We start from the raw sequence: 16,268 nt of genomic DNA, 5'->3' as shown, positions 1-16,268 counted from the left end.
AAGTAAGGAAGAGAGGGTCGACGATGATCGATTCCACACACTCGTCGGCGGAGCGCGCAGAGGTTCGCGCCGTCCGCGAATCCGGACGCACCAAGGTGCTCGTCATCGGTGGCGGGATCAACGGCATCTCCACGTTCCGCGACCTGGCGCTCCAAGGTGTCGATGTCGTGCTCGTCGAGCGCGGCGACTTCGCATCGGGAGCATCCGCAGCGTCGAGCCACATGATCCACGGCGGGATCCGCTATCTCGAGAACGGCGAATTCCGGCTCGTGCGCGAGTCCGTCGAGGAGCGCAACGGACTGCTCAAGATCGCCCCTCACTACGTGAAGCCGCTGCAGACGACCATCCCGATCTACTCCACCTTCTCCGGCATCCTGTCCGCTCCCCTGCGATTCCTGACGCACAAGAGCGGCAAGCCCCAGGAACGCGGCGCGTTCCTGATCAAGGTCGGCCTGACGATCTACGACACGTTCTCGCGTGACGGCGGAATGGTGCCCCGACACCGCTTCCTCGGTCGGAAGAAGTCGCTCGCCGAACTGCCGTCGCTCGACCCGAACATCAAGTACACGGCGACCTACTACGACGCGTCGATGCACGACCCCGAGCGTCTCGCGCTCGACGTGCTCCAGGACGGTCGCGCAGCACACCCCGAAGCACACGCGCTCAACTACGTCGAGGCGATCGCGCGCGAGGGCGATGAGGTGGTCCTCCGCGATCGCGAGAGCGGCACCGAATTCCGCGTTCACGCCGATGTCGTGGTCAACGCGTCCGGCCCCTGGACGGACCTCACGAACGATGCGCTCGGCGAGGACACCCGGTTCATGGGCGGAACCAAGGGCTCGCACATCGTGCTCGACCACCCCGAACTGCTGGAGGCGACGCAGGGTAGGGAGATCTTCTTCGAGCATTCCGACGGCCGCATCGTTCTCATCTACCCGCTCAAGGGGCGAGTGCTCGTCGGCACCACCGACATCGACGCCGACCCGCGCGAGGTCCCGGTGTGCACCGACGAAGAGGTCGACTACTTCTTCGAACTGATCCACCACGTCTTCCCGACGATTCCGGTCGCCCGCGATCAGATCGTCTACAAGTTCTCCGGAATCCGACCGCTGCCGCGCCACGAGGACACCGCCCCCGGATTCGTCTCCCGTGACTACCGCATCGAGGTCGACGAGAAGGGCGCCGTTCCCCTCGTCAGCCTCGTCGGCGGCAAGTGGACGACGTTCCGTGCGCTCGGCGAATCGCTCTCCGACGTCGTGCTGGGCCTGATCGATCGCACCAGGACCGTCTCCACCGCAGGACGGGCGATCGGTGGCGGCCGAGAATTCCCGCGCACCGAGAAGGCACGCCGCATCTGGGTCCAGGAGAACCTGCCCGGTGCCGGAGCACGTGCCGACCAGCTGCTCGCGCGTTATGGAACGCGCGCAGCCGATGTGTGGGCGTATGTCGAGCAGGGGCCGGATTCTCCCCTCGCGGGCGGCGACCTCTCCACGCGCGAGCTCGAGTGGATGGTGCAGAACGAGATGGTGGCGCGCCTCGAGGACATCGTGCTCCGCCGCACCAGCATCGCCTTCATCGGGAACGCGAACGCCGAGGTGCTCGATGAGATCGCCGACGCGCTCGCTCCGATGCTCGGCTGGGACCGCGCGCGCCACGACGCCGAACTCGACCAGACCCGCCAATTGCTGAACGAACGACACGGACTCGATATCCGCTCCCGCACCCGCGGCTGACAGGACTTCGGACTGCCGCCCTCCTCGCGGTGCAACCCCATAAAGTGTCGGGGCAGAGGGGCCTCGACACACAAGAAAGGTCAAAGAAGACATGGCTGATGTGAATCTCGGTCTCTACTTCCTCTCGGAGTTGGTCGGTACAGCGATGCTGGTCCTCCTCGGTTGTGGTGTGGTCGCCAACGTGGCCCTTGCGAAGAACAAGGGCTTCGGCGGCGGCTTCCTGATGGTCAACTGGGGATGGGGCCTCGCGGTCTTCGCCGGTGTGCTCGTCTCCGCGTACTCCGGTGCGATCCTCAACCCCGCAGTCGGCATCGGCCTCATGGTCGCCGGCAAGATCAGCGTCGTGATGTTCCTCACCGCCACGGCGGCGGAACTCGTCGGCGCCATCCTCGGTGCGATCGTCGTCTGGCTCGCCTACAAGCAGCACTTCGATGAGGAGCCGGAGGCCGCCAACAAGCTCGGCGTCTTCTCGACCGGCCCCGCCATCCGCTCGTACGGGTGGAACCTCGTCACCGAGATCATCGGCACCTTCGTGCTCGTGTTCGGCATCTTCGCGTTCGCCGACTACGGCGACATCGAGGTCGGCGTGCCTGGAGGCCTCGGGCCGCTCACCGCGCTGCCGGTGGCGCTGCTCGTGGTCGGAATCGGCGCGTCGCTCGGTGGTCCGACCGGCTACGCGATCAACCCCGCCCGTGACCTCGGTCCGCGCATCGCTCACGCGATCCTGCCGATCAAGGGCAAGGGCGCCAGCGACTGGTCCTACTCGTGGGTACCCGTCGTCGGGCCCCTCATCGGTGGTGTGATCGCCGCCCTCGCCGCACCCGTGCTGCTCGGCCTCGCCGGCTGACGCACATCCCATCGCACTGAATTCAAAGGAGAGCACAAGTGGCTGACTACATCATCGCCATCGACCAGGGAACGACGTCGAGCCGCGCGATCATCTTCGACAAGAAGGGCAGCATCGTCGCGACCGGACAGAAGGAGCACGAACAGATCCTCCCGAAGGCCGGTTGGGTCGAGCACGACGCCGCCGAGATCTGGCGCAACGTGCAGGAGGTCATCGGGCTGGCCCTCGGCCGCGCCGACCTGACGCGTCACGACATCGCGGCAGTCGGCATCACGAACCAGCGCGAGACCGCCGTCGTGTGGGACAAGAAGACCGGGAAGCCGGCCTACAACGCGATCGTCTGGCAGGACACCCGCACGCAGGACATCGTCGACCGCCTGGCGGCTGACGGCGGCGTCGAGCGGTTCAAGCCGGTCGTCGGCCTCCCGTTGGCGACGTACTTCTCCGGCACCAAGATCGCCTGGATCCTCGAGAACGTCGAGGGTGCGCGCGAGAAGGCGGAGGCGGGCGACCTGATCTTCGGCACCACCGACAGCTGGGTCCTCTGGAACCTCACCGGTGGAGCCGATGGCGGCGTGCACGTCACGGATGTCACGAATGCCTCCCGCACGATGTTCATGGACCTCGAGACGCTCGAGTGGCGCGACGACATCCTCGAGGCGTTCGGCGTGCCGCGCTCGATGATGCCGGAGATCCGCTCCTCGTCCGAGGTTTACGGCACCGCCGAGAGCTCGTCGCTGCTGCGCGAGACGCCGATCGCCGGCATCCTGGGCGACCAGCAGGCGGCGACGTTCGGGCAGGCCGCGTTCCAGACCGGCGAGAGCAAGAACACCTACGGAACGGGTTGCTTCCTGATCTTCAACACGGGCGAGGAGATCGTCCACTCGAAGAACGGGCTGCTCACCACTGTGGGGTACAAGCTCGGCGACGGCCCGACGCACTACGCACTGGAGGGCTCCATCGCCGTCACCGGGTCCCTCATCCAGTGGCTGCGTGACCAGCTCGGCATCATCTCCTCGGCCCCCGAGGTCGAGAAGCTGGCCGAGCAGGTCGAGGACAACGGCGGCGTGTACATCGTCCCGGCGTTCTCGGGTCTGTTCGCGCCGTACTGGCGCTCGGACGCCCGTGGCGCGATCGTGGGCCTCACCCGCTACGCGAACAAGAACCACATCGCGCGCGCCGCGCTGGAGGCCGTGGCCTTCCAGACCCGCGACGTGCTGGATGCGGTCAACGCGGACGCTGGTGTGGACCTGACCGAGCTCAAGGTCGATGGTGGCATGGTCGCGAACGACGCGCTCATGCAGTTCCAGGCCGATGTGCTCGGCGTTCCGGTCGTGCGTCCGGTGGTCGCCGAGACCACCGCACTCGGCGCGGCATACGCGGCTGGTCTCGCCGTCGGATTCTGGAACGGCCTGGACGACCTGTCCGCGAACTGGCAGGAGGACAAGCGCTGGGAGCCCTCGATGGAGGACGCGGAGCGTGACCGTCAGCTGCGCCTCTGGCGCAAGGCCGTCACGAAGTCGATGGACTGGGTCGACGAAGACGTGAAGTGATCTGACGTCACAGGGAAGCGGGCCCGGAGTTCTCCTCCGGGCCCGTTTTCGCGCCCGCGGGGACGACGTCATCGATGACGGCGAGGAAGGCCCTCGCCACGTTCCGCGGTGCCGCGAGATCCCATGCCAGGTGCTCGACGCGTACGGGACCGTCGCGGACCTCGGCGGTCGCGACATCCGCCGCAGAGCGTTCGATCGTCCCCGGCGCGAGCAGAGTCACCGCCAGGCCGGCTGCGACCAGACCGAGGAGGAGGGTGGCGGAGTCCGCCTCGAAGGCGACATCCCGCGACAGTTCTGCGGAGGCGAAGGCGGCATCACTCTGTGCGCGCCCCGAGGTGCCCGCCGGGAAGTCGGCGAACGTCGCACCGGCGAGGTCGTGCAGTGTGACCACACCGGTCTCGGACAGCTCGTGCCCACGAGGGAGCGCTGCCACCAGCCGGTCCCGCGACAGGACGCGCGAAGCCACACCCAGCGGCTGAGTCCCTTCGCGGAGACCGAGAAGGGCGACATCGAGGTCGCCGCGACGCAGGCGGGTAATCAGCACGTCGCTGTTCCCCACCTGCAGCTCGACTCGCGCGAGCGGATGCGCGGCGCGGTACGCGACGAGCACCGCGGGGATGTCGACGGCGGTCACCGTCGGGATGACGCCGATCCGGAGCGTGCCGGTCACCACCCCCACCGCCGCGGCTGCTCCCTCCCGCGCCTGCTCCGCCGCCCGGAGCGCGGTCCGTGCATGTCCGAGGAACGCCTCCCCCGCCTCGCTCAGTCGGACGCTGCGGCTCGACCTCACGAAGAGGCGCTGACCGAGTTCGCGCTCGAGAGCGGCGATCTGATGGCTCAACGCCGATTGCGTGACGAAGCAGCGTTCGGCGGCCCGAGTGAAGCTGGAGGTCTCCGCTACCTCGACGACGTATCGGAGCTGCTGGAGTTCCATTCGTTCATGATGACACTTTATGGATAACGTGACAAACATGCGTTGGACTCATGTCAGCGCGGGGAGCACGCTGGAACCATGAACCGCCTGACGCTCGTGCTGCTGACCGCACTCGCCCCCATCGCCTGGGGAACGACGTACCTCGTCACCACCGAGCTGCTTCCGCCGGGCCATCCACTCTTCGCCGGCCTGCTTCGCGCCCTCCCGGCCGGGCTGCTAGCCGTGCTCATCAGCCGACGACTGCCCCACGGGTCGTGGTGGTGGAAGTCCTTCGTGCTCGGCGCCCTCAACATCGGCGCCTTCTTCCCCCTCCTGTTCCTGGCGGCCGAGCGGCTTCCCGGCGGAGTCGCCGCTGCTGTTGCGGGAGCTCAACCGCTCATCGTGCTGATACTCGGCGCCCTCGTCCTGCAGGAGAGGATCAGACCCCTCACCGCAGCGGCGGCAGTCATCGGAGCCGGCGGCGTGGCGCTCGTCGTCCTGGGGCCGGCCGCGGAACTCGACTTCTGGGGTGTGCTGGCTGCGGTCGGAGGCGTCACCGCCACCGGAGCGGGGATGATCCTCACCAAACGCTGGGGACGGCCTGACCGAGTCGGTCCCGTCGCGTACGCCGGATGGCAGCTGTCGGCGGGAGGCCTGCTGCTCCTCCCGCTCACACTCGCGGTCGAAGGCGTACCCGCCGAGATCGACGGGGGTGCCGCGCTCGGCTACCTGTGGCTCGGCACCGCCGGCGGCATCGTCGCGTACACGCTGTGGTTCCGCGGCATCCAGCAGCTCCCGGTGATCGCGCCGGGCCTACTCGCACTGCTCTCCCCCATCGTCGCGACGATCCTGGGTGTGCTGGTCGCGGGTGAGCGCTTCACGGTTGTCCAGGCGATCGGCCTGACCCTCACGATCGGCGCGCTCATCCTCGGACAGATCGTCGCCCGGCCGCCGGCCGCAGACGCCAGGCGATCGCGGCAGACGTCATCCGTCGCCCTGGCCGCTCCGCGCTAAGCGCGGTTCAGCCCTTGCCGAACAGCTTCTGGATCTCGGCGAGTTCGGCTTCGCTCGGCGCCTGGCCGGCTCCGCCACCGAGGCCGAAGCCCGAACCGGTCGGCGTCGAGGTCGCGGTGATTCCGGCGTTCTCCGCCGCGCGCTTCGCCGGGTTGCCCGAACGCGAGCCACCCGAGGACTTCGCCTTCTTGCCACGCTTCGAGGATGCGCCGGGCCGCCCCATGCCGGGCACCGCTCCCATTCCGGGAATGTTGGGCGTGCCACCGCGGGCCACGGTCTTCATCATCTTCGCCGCCTGCTCGAAACGCTGCACCAGCTGGTTCACGTCAGTGACGGTCATGCCGGAACCGCGCGCAATGCGCAGACGCCGCGAACCGTTGAGGACCTTGGGGTTGCGACGCTCCCCCGGGGTCATCGAGCGGATGATGGCCTCGGTGCGGTCGATCTCACGCTCGTCGAAGTCTTCGAGCTGCTGCTTCATCTGCCCCATGCCCGGAAGCATCCCGAGCATCTTCTTCATCGAGCCCATCTTCTTCATCTGCTGAAGCTGCTCGAGGAAGTCTTCGAGGGTGAATGCCTCGGTGGCGAGCTTCTCGGCCATCTTCATGGCCTCGTCCTCGTCGAAGGCCTGCTGAGCCTGCTCGATGAGCGTCAGGATGTCGCCGAGGTCGAGGATGCGGCTCGCCATGCGGTCGGGGTGGAACGGCTCGAGGTCTTCGAGGCGCTCGCCTGTCGAGGCGAAGATGATGGGGCGGCCGGTGACCGAGGCCACCGACAGCGCCGCACCACCGCGGGCGTCGCCGTCGAGCTTGGAGAGGACGACGCCGGTGAAGTCCACGCCCTCTTGGAAGGCCTTCGCCGTGTTCACCGCATCTTGACCGATCATCGCGTCGATGACGAACAGGACCTCATCGGGGTCCACGGCCTTGCGGATGTCGGCGGCCTGCTTCATGAGCTCGGCATCGACGCCGAGTCGGCCCGCCGTGTCGATGATCACGACGTCGTGCTGCTGACGACGCGCGTACTCGACACCCTCGCGCGAGACCTTCACGGGATCGCCGACACCGTTGCCGGGCTCGGGCGCGTAGACTGCGGCACCTGCCTGCTCGGCCACCACCTGCAGCTGGTTGACGGCGTTCGGGCGCTGGAGGTCGGCAGCCACCAGGAGAGGCGTGTGGCCCTCCCCCTCGAGCTGCTTCGCGAGCTTGCCCGCGAAGGTCGTCTTACCGGAACCCTGCAGGCCCGCGAGCATGATGACGGTCGGTGCGGTCTTCGCGAACTGCAGGCGCCGCTGCTCGCCGCCGAGGATCTGCACCAGTTCCTCGTTGACGATCTGGACGACCTGCTGCGCGGGGTTCAGCGCCTTGTTGACCTCGTCACCGAGGGCGCGTTCGCGCACCTTCGCGGTGAACTCCTTGACGACGACGAGTGCGACGTCGGCGTCGAGCAGTGCGCGACGGATCTCGCGCACTGTGCCGTCGACATCGGCAGCAGTGAGCTTTCCCTTCGTGCGCAGATTGCGGAAGGTCTCGGTGAGTCGATCGGAGAGCGTGCCAAAGGTAGCCATGGTGCTGTCGATTCTACGCGAGTGGAGCCTCCACGCTCAGCGCGGCACGGAGGTCGGCCTTCGCCCTCTGGTAGCGCCCCCGCACCGTCGACGCGGGAACCCCCAGCAGTTCTGCCGCGTCGGTCAGGGAGAAACCGTCCCAGTGCACCAGGCGGACGAGTTCGGCGAGGTCCGGGTCGAGACGCGAGATCGCATCGCGTACCTCTGCGCCCGCGTCGGCAGGGGCCGTCGAAAGCTCCTGCGAGACGTGAGAACGAATGCGGTCCGCCAGCGCCCAGCGCCGCCGCTCCCCGCGCGAATGATTGAGCAGCGTTCCGCGTGCAACGCCGAACAACCACATCCGTGCACACTCGGAATCCTCAGGCAGTCGACGAACACGGCGCCACGCGACGACCATGGTCTCGCTCAGGAGATCTGCAGCGTCGTCGGGGCCGACTCGTCGCGAGAGGTACGCGAGTAGATCCGACGCGTTCGCCTCAAAGGCCGCGAGGAGCAACGCATCCTCCGGGTGACGGGTCACGATGCACCCCCCTCGCCGCCCCAGTCCTCCCCTTCGCAGTGGAGCTGGCTGTGCGAATCAGTGCCTGCCAGGTCACCGCGACCGGTGTCTATCCCGTTGGCCTTCAGCTCCTCGTACAGCGCCATGGAGAGGGCCTGATCGTGCGCTCGCCACGCGTTCAAGTCAGGCTGCCGCGGATCCGTGGCTGTCTCCTCCGACGCAGCCAGGTCAGCCTCGACGGCGGCGAGCTGCTCCGCCACATACGGTTCCGCGGCCGCTTCGACATCCGTGTTCGCGAACCAGTCGTCGATGATCCGGTTGACCTGGAGCTGGGTGACCGGGTTGTGGATATCCCAACCGCTGTAGCGGATCTCGCATTCTCCCCAGGTGGGCGACGTGTACGTGTAGCTTCGGTCGGGATCCTCCAGCCCTGACCCCCAGAGCCAGTCTGACGACGCGGTCGCGATGCCCGCACCGCCGACGAGCAGGAGGCCCAGCGCTCCACTCAGCACCGCTGCTCGGCGGCCCCTCCGCCGCGGCCTCGCGACGGTTCTCGCTTCGGCGAGCATCGCACGCGTGTCGACGGACCGGATCGTCGCGGGCGGCGGTGCCGACGCATCCAGCAGCTCGTCCAACTGGTCTCGAATCATGAGTTCCTCCTCAGGGGTGGGTTCACTCATGACCTGTCCGGTTCACGACGTTTCGTCCGCGGCGATCATTCTTTCCAGGGGAGGTCGTTGATCACGCCGAGCGCCTCATGCAACACGGCCTCCGGCGTTCCTCGCCCCGCCCCCTGCTCAGCCCAGACACGCAGCGCCGAAAGCACGGCAGCGGCGTAGGCAGCTCCGACGATGTCGGCACGGACGACGTCGATTCCGGCACTCCGCGCCGCGACAGCAACGGCATCGGAAAGCCGCGCCAGACGGAGGCCCGTGTCCCTCACGAGCTCATCCTGCAATCCCATCGCCGCGGCGTTGCGGAGCGCGAGGGCGAGCGGATCCGGTTCGAAACCGTGCACGACGAGCAGCAGGATTCGGCGCACCGTCTCTCCGGATGCCCCGCTCCCCAACCCGCCGAGCGATCGGATAGCTTCACCGATGCGCTCGTCCATGCCCGACCACAGCACGTCACTCTTCGACGTGAAGTAATTGAAGAAGCTCGATCTGCTCACGCCGGCTCGCTGGGTGATGTCCGCGACCGACGTCGCGTCGTACCCACGCTCCAGGAAAAGCTCGCACGCCGCCTCCGCGAGAGTCTCTCGCGAAGACGCCTTCGGGCGTCCTGCTCTGCCGGTGGAACTCATGCCCTCACGCTACCGCGACGCGAAGCGCCGGCACCGGGCAACCGCAGAAGGGGTATTGTTGCCCTCAGTCCAATTAACTTGAGAAGGAGAGCGTGATGCTCGAGATCCTCACTCCGGGGTTCGCTCCGACGCCCGTGCCGTACCTCGAAGGGTGGGAGCTGCAGAGACGTGTCCACGCCGACGTGGTCGCGGGCCTCCGCCCGGACACGCTGATCCTCCTCGAACACGAGGCCGTCTACACGGCGGGCAAGCGCACCGAGCCGCACGAGCGTCCGCAAGACGGCACCCCGGTGATCGATGTGGACCGCGGGGGCAAGATCACCTGGCACGGCCCGGGGCAGCTGGTGGGGTATCCGATCGTGCGGCTGATCGAGCCCATCGACGTCGTCGCACATGTACGTCGTCTGGAGCGCCTCCTCATCGAAGTCCTGAAACCGTTCGGGATCGAGAGCTATCAGGTCGACGGTCGAAGCGGAGTGTGGGTGCGGCGCCCGCTCTCCGAGGACAAGGTCGCGGCGATCGGCGTGCGGGTGCAGCAGGGGGTGACGATGCACGGCTTCGCGATCAACTGCGACAACACACTCGCCGGATTCCGCGACATCGTCCCGTGCGGCATCACAGACGCCGGCGTCACGACCGCGAGCGAGGTCGTCGGCGCCGCCGTCTCCCCCCTCGATCTCGTCGATGCGGTGACGGACGCCTTCGTCACCGAGTACACGCACCGCGAGCTGACTGGAGTCCACGCATGACCGCCGCTCCCGATGGCCGCAAGCTCCTCCGTCTCGAGATCCGGAACGCGGAGACGCCGATCGAGCGCAAGCCGGAGTGGATCAAGACCAAGGCGAAGATGGGCCCGGAGTACACCGCCCTCCATTCCCTCGTCAAGAGCGAGGACCTACACACGGTGTGCCAGGAGGCGGGCTGTCCGAACATCTACGAGTGCTGGGAGGATCGCGAGGCGACGTTCCTCATCGGCGGCTCCCAGTGCACCCGTCGATGCGACTTCTGCCAGATCGACACGGGAAAGCCCGATGCGTACGACACCGACGAGCCCCGGCGCGTCGCCGAGAGCGTGGCACGGATGAACCTGCGCTACGCCACGGTGACGAGCGTGGCTCGCGACGATCTGCCCGACACCGGCGCGTGGCTCAACGCGGAGACCGTGCGGAAGATCCATGAGCTCAACCCGAACACGGGGGTCGAGCTCCTCGCGAACGAACACAACGCCGACCCTGCTTTCCTGGGCCAGATCTTCGACGCCCGCCCCGAGGTGTTCGCCCACAACGTGGAGACGGTCCCCCGCATCTTCAAGCGCATCCGTCCCGCGTTCCGCTACGAGCGCTCACTGAACGTTCTCACCCAGGCGCGCGACGCCGGACTGATCACGAAGTCGAACCTGATCCTCGGCATGGGAGAGGAGCCGGAAGAGGTCGTCCAGGCGCTGAACGATCTGCACGATGCCGGATGCGACATCATCACGATCACGCAGTACCTACGCCCCACACCTCGTCATCTGCCCGTTGCGCGATGGGTGAAGCCGGCGGAATTCGTCGAGTTCAAGGAAGAGGCGGAGCGGATCGGCTTCCTCGGTGTACTGGCAGGTCCTCTGGTGCGGTCGTCGTACCGTGCGGGGCGCCTGTGGGCCCAGTCGATGGTGTCCAAGGGACGCGAGATCCCCGACCACCTGTCGCACATCGCCGAGAGCGCCGACCTCGGGTTCGCTCAGGCCGTCTGATCGACCGCCGTCCCGGGTGCATCCCGGGGCGGTGGCTCAGTCGGCGCTCATCACCGACTGCACGGTGCCGTCCGAGCCGAGGTTCACGAGGAGGACGTCGTCGGATGAGCTGTCGTCCAGGGCGTACTCGAGGACGGCGAAGGGCTCTGAGCCGCCGTGCTCGTCGGCGAGGATGGTCATGCTCATCAGGCGCAGCGAGCGGATGATGTCCACGGCCGCATCCCCTGACACGTCCACGAGGACCTCGGGGAGATCGTCGCCGTAGGCCTCCTGCTGCTGGAGGATGTACTCGGTCACCTCGCTGGTGCGGTCATCGACCTCGGCGAGCATGCCCCGGCGGGCGGTGTCGTCGACGTTCTCGAGTCCGGCGATGAGACCCGCGGCGATGTCCAGCGCGTCCGCGGACACGTCGTCCTGATCCGGAGCAGTCAGATCCACGGTGACGCTCTGGTCACCGAGCTCGACGGTCTCCGACCAGAAGATCGAGCCGTCGGGGCCCGAGGACAGGAGTCCGAAGTAGTCGTGTTCGATCGCCATAACGCTATGAAACCAGCCTCGTGCTCACTGCGGTAGTCCCGTCATCAACCGACCAACGACTGGACGAATACATGGGGGGTGAATCCGGTGAGATCGTCGATCCCCTCGCCCTGCCCGAGCAGCTTCACGGGGATGCCGGTGCGCTCTTGCACCGCAAGCACGAACCCGCCCTTCGCGGAACCGTCGAGCTTGGTCAGGACGAGCCCCGTGACGCCCGCGTGCTCCAGGAACGCCTCGGCCTGCATCACGCCGTTCTGGCCCGTCGTGGCATCGAGGACCAGCAGCACCTCGCTGATGGGCGCCTGCTTCTCGATGACACGGCGCACCTTGGTGAGCTCATCCATGAGCCCGCCCTTGGTGTGCAGGCGGCCGGCGGTGTCGATGATCGCGATCTCGATACCTTCGCGCTTGGCGTACTCGACGGTCTGGAAGGCGACGGATGCAGGATCCTGGCCCTCCTGCTGCGGACGGACGATCGCCGCTCCGCCGCGCTGCGCCCAGGTCGCGAGCTGATCGACTGCCGCTGCGCGGAACGTGTCGGCTGCACCGACGACGACACTGCGCTGATAGCCGCGGAGGAACTTGGTGAACTTGCCGATGGTGGTCGTCTTGCCAACGCCGTTCACGCCGACGACCAGCACGACGGCCGGACGCTCGGTGAGCTTGAGCGTCGTATCGAACTTCGCGAAGTGCTCTTCGAGGGTCTCGCGCAGCATGCGCTGGAGGTCACGAGGATCGGTCGTACGGTACTTGTCGACCTTGGCCCGCAGCTCCTCGACGACGCGCTCGCTGATGTCGGGCCCGAAGTCAGCCGTGATCAGCGCCGTCTCGAGGTCCTCCCACGTCGTCTCATCGATGGTGGGCTTGACGAACATGCCGCGCAGTGCGCGACCGAGAGACCAGGACTTCTCCGCCATTCCTCCAGCCTACGGGTAGCGCGGGCCGGACCACGCCGTCCCGCGCAGAGCGGGTCAGACGGCAGCTGCGGCCCGGTCCCCCACGCGCTGGCCGACGACCGCGGACACGCCGTCCTGGCGCATCGAGACACCGTAGAGAGCGTCGGCGATCTCCATCGTGCGCTTCTGGTGCGTGATGATCAACAGCTGCGAGCTCTCGCGCAGCTGCTCGAACACGGTGAGCAGGCGTCCCAGGTTCGCGTCATCGAGTGCAGCCTCGACCTCATCGAGGATGTAGAACGGGCTCGGCCGCGCCTTGAAGATCGCCACGAGCAGGGCGACCGCTGCCAGCGAACGCTCACCACCGGAGAGCAGCGAGAGCCGTTCGATCTTCTTGCCGACCGGACGCACCGACACCTCGATGCCGGTCGTCAGCATGTTCTCCGGGTCTGTGAGCGAGATGCTCCCCGTGCCACCGGGGAACAGCAGTGGGAACACCTGACCGAACGCCTCCTTCGTGTCCTCGAAGGCGCTCGCGAAGATGGTCTGCATGCGCTCGTCGAGGTCGGCGATGATCGTCAGGAGGTCCTGCCGCGTCTGCGTGAGATCGGCCAGCTGCTCGGTGAGGAAGGCGTGGCGCTGCTCGAGCGCGGCGAACTCCTCGAGCGCCAGCGGGTTGACGCGGCCGAGCTGAGCGAGCTTCCGCTCGGCGTCGGCCAGGCGGCGCTGCTGGATGCGGCGATCGAACGGGATGGCGGTGTCATCGAGCAGCTCGTCGGCGGCGGGCTCCACGCCCGGATCACGGGGAACCAGCTGATCAGGTCCATATTCCGCAACAAGAATATCTTCGTCGAGGGAGAGCTCGGAAGACACGCGCTCGAGGAGGCTGTTGAGGTGCAGCTTCTTTTCGTGGATCTGCAGTTCAAGGCCGTGCACGCTCTCGGTCAGCCCCGCGAGACGTTCCCGCAGCGACGTCTCCTGGGCACGAAGCCCGACGAGCTCCTCGTTCTGCGCCGAACGCGCGGCCTCCGCTTCGGAGAGAGCGACACGTGCCTCGGTGACCGATCGATCGAGGGAGTCGAGGACCCGCGGCAGCTCCTCCGCGACGCCCGAGGCCGCTTCTCGCTGAGCCCGACGGATCACCGCTCGCCGTGCCGCCTCGGCCGCGGCGTCGCGCTCCTGCTCCCGCTGCCGTTCGAGACTCGTGACCCGCGCCTGAGCCGCACGCACGCGTTCACGCAGAGTCTCGATCTCCAGTCTGGCCCGCACCTCGCCCTCACGGGCCAGCTCGAGCGTTTCGAGCAGCTCGTCTCGCGCAGAGGCGTCGAGGACCGGGCGCGGAGCCGCGATCGCCTCGTCCAGCGCGGCTTTGGTGGCTTCCGCCTTCGCCTCCGCATCGGACACGGCGGCCTGCGCCTGGGCGAGGCCGGTCTCGAGTCGCTCGCATTCGGCCACCGCGGATTCGTGGCGGACGGTGACCCGGTTCACCTGCTCGGCGTGAGTGGCAAGGGCTGCATCGTGTTCGCGCAGTGCGCGGAGCGCCTCCTTGGCCTGCCTCCTGGTCGTCTCGACCGCCTCGTTCGCTTCCTCACGCGCCTCGCGGAGCGAGTCCACCACGACCTGGATCTCGGCCAGCCGCTCGGCAGCCGCATCCCGCTCCGCCGCGAGCTCGAGTCGGGATCGTTCGCCTCCGGAGCCGGTGCGCAGCGTCTGGGCGGTGATCACGTCTCCGCCGACGGTCACGATGGTGGTCGAGGTGTCCCCGGCGGCGTCGAGCGCGGTGCGCGCGACACGCGCGGAACCCAGATCGTCGGCGATCAGAACGTGCGAGAGGATGCCCAACACCCCGTCGGGGGCCGTCACGGTCTCGACCGCGGGTGTGACGCCCTCTATCGGAGCGGCGACCGGGTCCGGACGGAGCGCGTCGGCGACGACGAAGTCGACGACTCCCCTGCGGTTCTCGGCAGCCTCTGCCGCCTGCGCGAACGCGTCGGCAGCGGTGTCGATGAGCACGCCTTCGGCGAGCGGACCGAGGACGGCGGCGATCGCCGCTTCATAGCCGGCCCGGACCTGCACGGCGTCTCCGACAAGACCGCGAACGCCCTTGCCACCCGCCTTGACGATCTCGGCGGCGCCGCCCGACAGAGCCAGGGCACTGCTCAGCGCCGCGGCCTTCGCAGTCAGCGAGTCGACCTCGCGCTCGGCCGCATGCAGTCGCTCACGGAGAGTCTCCCGCTCGGCCTCGGCGGCCGTCGAGGCCCGCTGCGCGCTGTCGTAGGCGGCGGCGTGTTCGACGGCGGTGCCCTCGGGTGCCTCGGCATCGTCGATCGCCTCGAGCGCCTCGGCAGCCTCGCGCCTGCGCGCGTTCGCCGCTTCGAGGGCATTCTCCTGCCGAAGCACCGCCCCTCGCACAGCGGCGAGAGCGGAGGCTGCGGCATCCGCGGTGCCGCGCAGGGTCGAGAGCCGCATGTCGTACTCCGACACCAGCGCGCTCTGCTCCGCGATGTCCACATCGAGCGTGTCGAGCTCTGCCCTGGCATGCACGACGTCACGACTCGCCGATGCGGCGGCATCCTGCGCGTCGCCGAGACCGGCGGAGATCACGTCGATCTCCTCCTTCGCCTCGTCGATGGTGCTCTGCGTCACGGTGACGGCGGTAACGGCGGCATCGTCGTCTTCCGAACCGAGCAGTGCCAGGCGCTGATTCGCGAGCGTGTAGAGCCCGCGCATCCGCTCCTGCACCTGCTCCAGCCCGAAGGCCACGCTGCGGGCCTGATCGACGGCGACCGAGTTCTGATCCTGTTCGAGTCGCGCGATGCTCGCTCGCACCGTCTCGGCCTGGTCGGACAGGACCAGCCGCTCGGTGTGGCGTTCATGTTCCGTGCGGGTGTGGTCGGCGAGGGCCGTGCGCAGCGCGACGACGTCATCAGCGAAGATCCGCGCCTTCGCATCACGCACCACGGCAGCGATCGTCTGCGCCTCGCGCGCGATCTCGGCCTGGCGACCGAGTGGCTTGAGCTGACGGCGGATCTCCCCCGCCAGGTCGCTGAGACGCGTGAGATTCGCCTCCATCGCATCGAGCTTGCGAAGGGTCTTCTCCTTGCGACGGCGATGCTTCAGGATCCCCGCAGCCTCTTCGATGAAACCGCGGCGGTCCTCCGGAGACGCCTGGAGCACCGTGTCGAGGCGCCCCTGCCCGACGATGACGTGCATCTCTCGGCCCAGACCGGAGTCGCTGAGCAGCTCCTGCACGTCGAGGAGCCGGCATCCCTCACCGTTGATCGCGTACTCACTCGACCCGTTGCGGAACAGCGTGCGGCTGATCGTCACCTCGGCGAACTCGATCGGGAGGGCGCCGTCGGCATTGTCGATCGTCAGCTGCACTTCGGCGCGTCCCAGAGGGCCACGCGTCGAAGTCCCCGCGAAGATGACGTCCTCCATCTTGCCGCCGCGGAGCGTCTTCGCACCCTGCTCGCCCATCACCCAGGCGAGGCCATCGACGACGTTCGACTTGCCCGATCCGTTGGGGCCGACGATGCAGGTCACACCGGGTTCGAAGACGAAGCTCGTCGGCTGCGCGAACGACTTGAACCCTTTGAGCGTCAGGCTCTTCAGATGCATGCGGGCACCGCTCGTCCGGGGAGAATCACGCCGCTACGCTACCGGAATCC

The 16,268-nt window shown here is 67.6% G+C and carries 14 protein-coding genes; 6 read left to right on the top strand and 8 right to left on the bottom strand.

Annotated features, from left to right (window positions below; translation table 11 throughout):
- Positions 1–23 precede the first annotated feature (23 nt).
- The 3 genes from HCX50_RS06780 (at position 24) to glpK (ending at position 4,133) form a co-directional block, all read left to right on the top strand.
- Positions 24–1,733, top strand: a complete 1,710-nt coding sequence (locus HCX50_RS06780; RefSeq protein WP_167633421.1) for a glycerol-3-phosphate dehydrogenase/oxidase — start codon at positions 24–26, stop codon at positions 1,731–1,733.
- A gap of 91 nt (positions 1,734–1,824) precedes the next feature.
- Entirely contained in the window at positions 1,825–2,580 is a 756-nt protein-coding gene (locus HCX50_RS06775; RefSeq protein ID WP_091036087.1) for an MIP/aquaporin family protein, read from the top strand.
- A gap of 38 nt (positions 2,581–2,618) precedes the next feature.
- The gene (gene glpK / locus HCX50_RS06770; RefSeq protein WP_091036084.1) at positions 2,619–4,133 is read left to right on the top strand and encodes a glycerol kinase GlpK; all 1,515 of its coding nucleotides are present in this window, start codon (positions 2,619–2,621) and stop codon (positions 4,131–4,133) included.
- Between the two features lie 7 nt (positions 4,134–4,140).
- Here glpK and HCX50_RS06765 read toward each other — a convergent pair whose 3' ends face one another.
- Complete coding sequence (locus tag HCX50_RS06765; RefSeq protein ID WP_091036082.1) at positions 4,141–5,067, bottom strand: LysR family transcriptional regulator; 927 nt, start codon at positions 5,065–5,067, stop codon at positions 4,141–4,143.
- Between the two features lie 78 nt (positions 5,068–5,145).
- On the opposite strand from HCX50_RS06765, the gene HCX50_RS06760 reads away from it, so the two are divergent.
- Entirely contained in the window at positions 5,146–6,060 is a 915-nt protein-coding gene (locus HCX50_RS06760) for an EamA family transporter (RefSeq protein WP_167633420.1), read from the top strand.
- Positions 6,061–6,067: 7 nt separating this feature from the next.
- Here HCX50_RS06760 and ffh read toward each other — a convergent pair whose 3' ends face one another.
- The 4 genes from ffh to HCX50_RS06740 all read right to left on the bottom strand — a co-directional run bounded on the left by ffh (position 6,068) and on the right by HCX50_RS06740 (position 9,429).
- A complete protein-coding gene (gene ffh, locus HCX50_RS06755) occupies positions 6,068–7,627 on the bottom strand; it encodes a signal recognition particle protein (protein ID WP_091036078.1) in 1,560 nt (519 codons plus the stop codon).
- Positions 7,628–7,640: 13 nt separating this feature from the next.
- On the bottom strand, positions 7,641–8,147 hold the full coding sequence (locus HCX50_RS06750; protein ID WP_091036075.1) for an RNA polymerase sigma factor: 507 nt from the start codon (positions 8,145–8,147) through the stop codon (positions 7,641–7,643).
- A complete protein-coding gene (locus tag HCX50_RS06745; RefSeq protein WP_167633419.1) occupies positions 8,144–8,776 on the bottom strand; it encodes a hypothetical protein in 633 nt (210 codons plus the stop codon). The genes HCX50_RS06750 and HCX50_RS06745 overlap by 4 nt, the downstream gene beginning before the upstream one ends.
- Positions 8,777–8,841: 65 nt before the next feature.
- Positions 8,842–9,429: a TetR/AcrR family transcriptional regulator gene (locus HCX50_RS06740; protein ID WP_091036069.1), complete on the bottom strand. Its 588-nt coding sequence runs from the start codon at positions 9,427–9,429 to the stop codon at positions 8,842–8,844.
- Between the two features lie 95 nt (positions 9,430–9,524).
- Here HCX50_RS06740 and lipB point away from each other — a divergent pair, with 95 nt between their 5' ends.
- Positions 9,525–10,178, top strand: coding sequence for a lipoyl(octanoyl) transferase LipB (lipB, locus tag HCX50_RS06735; protein WP_167633417.1), 654 nt, complete (start codon positions 9,525–9,527; stop codon positions 10,176–10,178).
- Positions 10,175–11,164, top strand: a complete 990-nt coding sequence (gene lipA, locus HCX50_RS06730) for a lipoyl synthase (RefSeq protein WP_091036062.1) — start codon at positions 10,175–10,177, stop codon at positions 11,162–11,164. The genes lipB and lipA overlap by 4 nt, the downstream gene beginning before the upstream one ends.
- A 36-nt stretch (positions 11,165–11,200) precedes the next feature.
- Here the strand turns inward: lipA and HCX50_RS06725 are convergent, their stop codons facing one another.
- The 3 genes from HCX50_RS06725 to smc are packed head-to-tail and all read right to left on the bottom strand — an operon-like array spanning position 11,201 to position 16,218.
- Positions 11,201–11,701 (bottom strand): DUF2004 domain-containing protein, encoded by a 501-nt coding sequence (locus HCX50_RS06725; RefSeq protein ID WP_029263525.1) that lies wholly within the window; start codon positions 11,699–11,701, stop codon positions 11,201–11,203.
- Positions 11,702–11,745: 44 nt separating this feature from the next.
- The gene (gene ftsY / locus HCX50_RS06720) at positions 11,746–12,618 is read right to left on the bottom strand and encodes a signal recognition particle-docking protein FtsY (RefSeq protein ID WP_105709849.1); all 873 of its coding nucleotides are present in this window, start codon (positions 12,616–12,618) and stop codon (positions 11,746–11,748) included.
- A 54-nt stretch (positions 12,619–12,672) separates the two neighbouring features.
- Positions 12,673–16,218 carry a chromosome segregation protein SMC gene (gene smc, locus HCX50_RS06715; RefSeq protein ID WP_167633415.1) on the bottom strand — a complete coding sequence of 1,182 codons (3,546 nt, stop codon included), beginning with the start codon at positions 16,216–16,218 and terminating at the stop codon, positions 12,673–12,675.
- Positions 16,219–16,268: the final 50 nt, after the last annotated feature.

Origin of the sequence: Microbacterium sp. B19(2022), from assembly GCF_012030385.1 — a bacterium.
In the GTDB taxonomy this organism is placed as follows: domain Bacteria; phylum Actinomycetota; class Actinomycetes; order Actinomycetales; family Microbacteriaceae; genus Microbacterium; species Microbacterium oxydans_B.
The sequence above is the reverse complement of the archived record's forward strand: the minus strand, read 5'-3'. Positions and strand labels throughout refer to the sequence as shown.

Excerpts from the sequence above, each read along its gene's own strand:
- lipA (WP_091036062.1), top strand. The coding sequence starts at position 10,175 with ATGACCGCCGCTCCCGATGGCCGCAAGCTCCTCCGTCTCGAGATCCGG.
- ffh (WP_091036078.1), bottom strand. The coding sequence starts at position 7,627 with ATGGCTACCTTTGGCACGCTCTCCGATCGACTCACCGAGACCTTCCGC.
- HCX50_RS06780 (WP_167633421.1), top strand. The coding sequence starts at position 24 with ATGATCGATTCCACACACTCGTCGGCGGAGCGCGCAGAGGTTCGCGCC.
- HCX50_RS06760 (WP_167633420.1), top strand. The coding sequence starts at position 5,146 with ATGAACCGCCTGACGCTCGTGCTGCTGACCGCACTCGCCCCCATCGCC.
- ftsY (WP_105709849.1), bottom strand. The coding sequence starts at position 12,618 with ATGGCGGAGAAGTCCTGGTCTCTCGGTCGCGCACTGCGCGGCATGTTC.
- HCX50_RS06775 (WP_091036087.1), top strand. The coding sequence starts at position 1,825 with ATGGCTGATGTGAATCTCGGTCTCTACTTCCTCTCGGAGTTGGTCGGT.
- HCX50_RS06740 (WP_091036069.1), bottom strand. The coding sequence starts at position 9,429 with ATGAGTTCCACCGGCAGAGCAGGACGCCCGAAGGCGTCTTCGCGAGAG.
- HCX50_RS06745 (WP_167633419.1), bottom strand. The coding sequence starts at position 8,776 with ATGATTCGAGACCAGTTGGACGAGCTGCTGGATGCGTCGGCACCGCCG.
- lipB (WP_167633417.1), top strand. The coding sequence starts at position 9,525 with ATGCTCGAGATCCTCACTCCGGGGTTCGCTCCGACGCCCGTGCCGTAC.
- HCX50_RS06725 (WP_029263525.1), bottom strand. The coding sequence starts at position 11,701 with ATGGCGATCGAACACGACTACTTCGGACTCCTGTCCTCGGGCCCCGAC.
- HCX50_RS06765 (WP_091036082.1), bottom strand. The coding sequence starts at position 5,067 with ATGGAACTCCAGCAGCTCCGATACGTCGTCGAGGTAGCGGAGACCTCC.
- smc (WP_167633415.1), bottom strand. The coding sequence starts at position 16,218 with ATGCATCTGAAGAGCCTGACGCTCAAAGGGTTCAAGTCGTTCGCGCAG.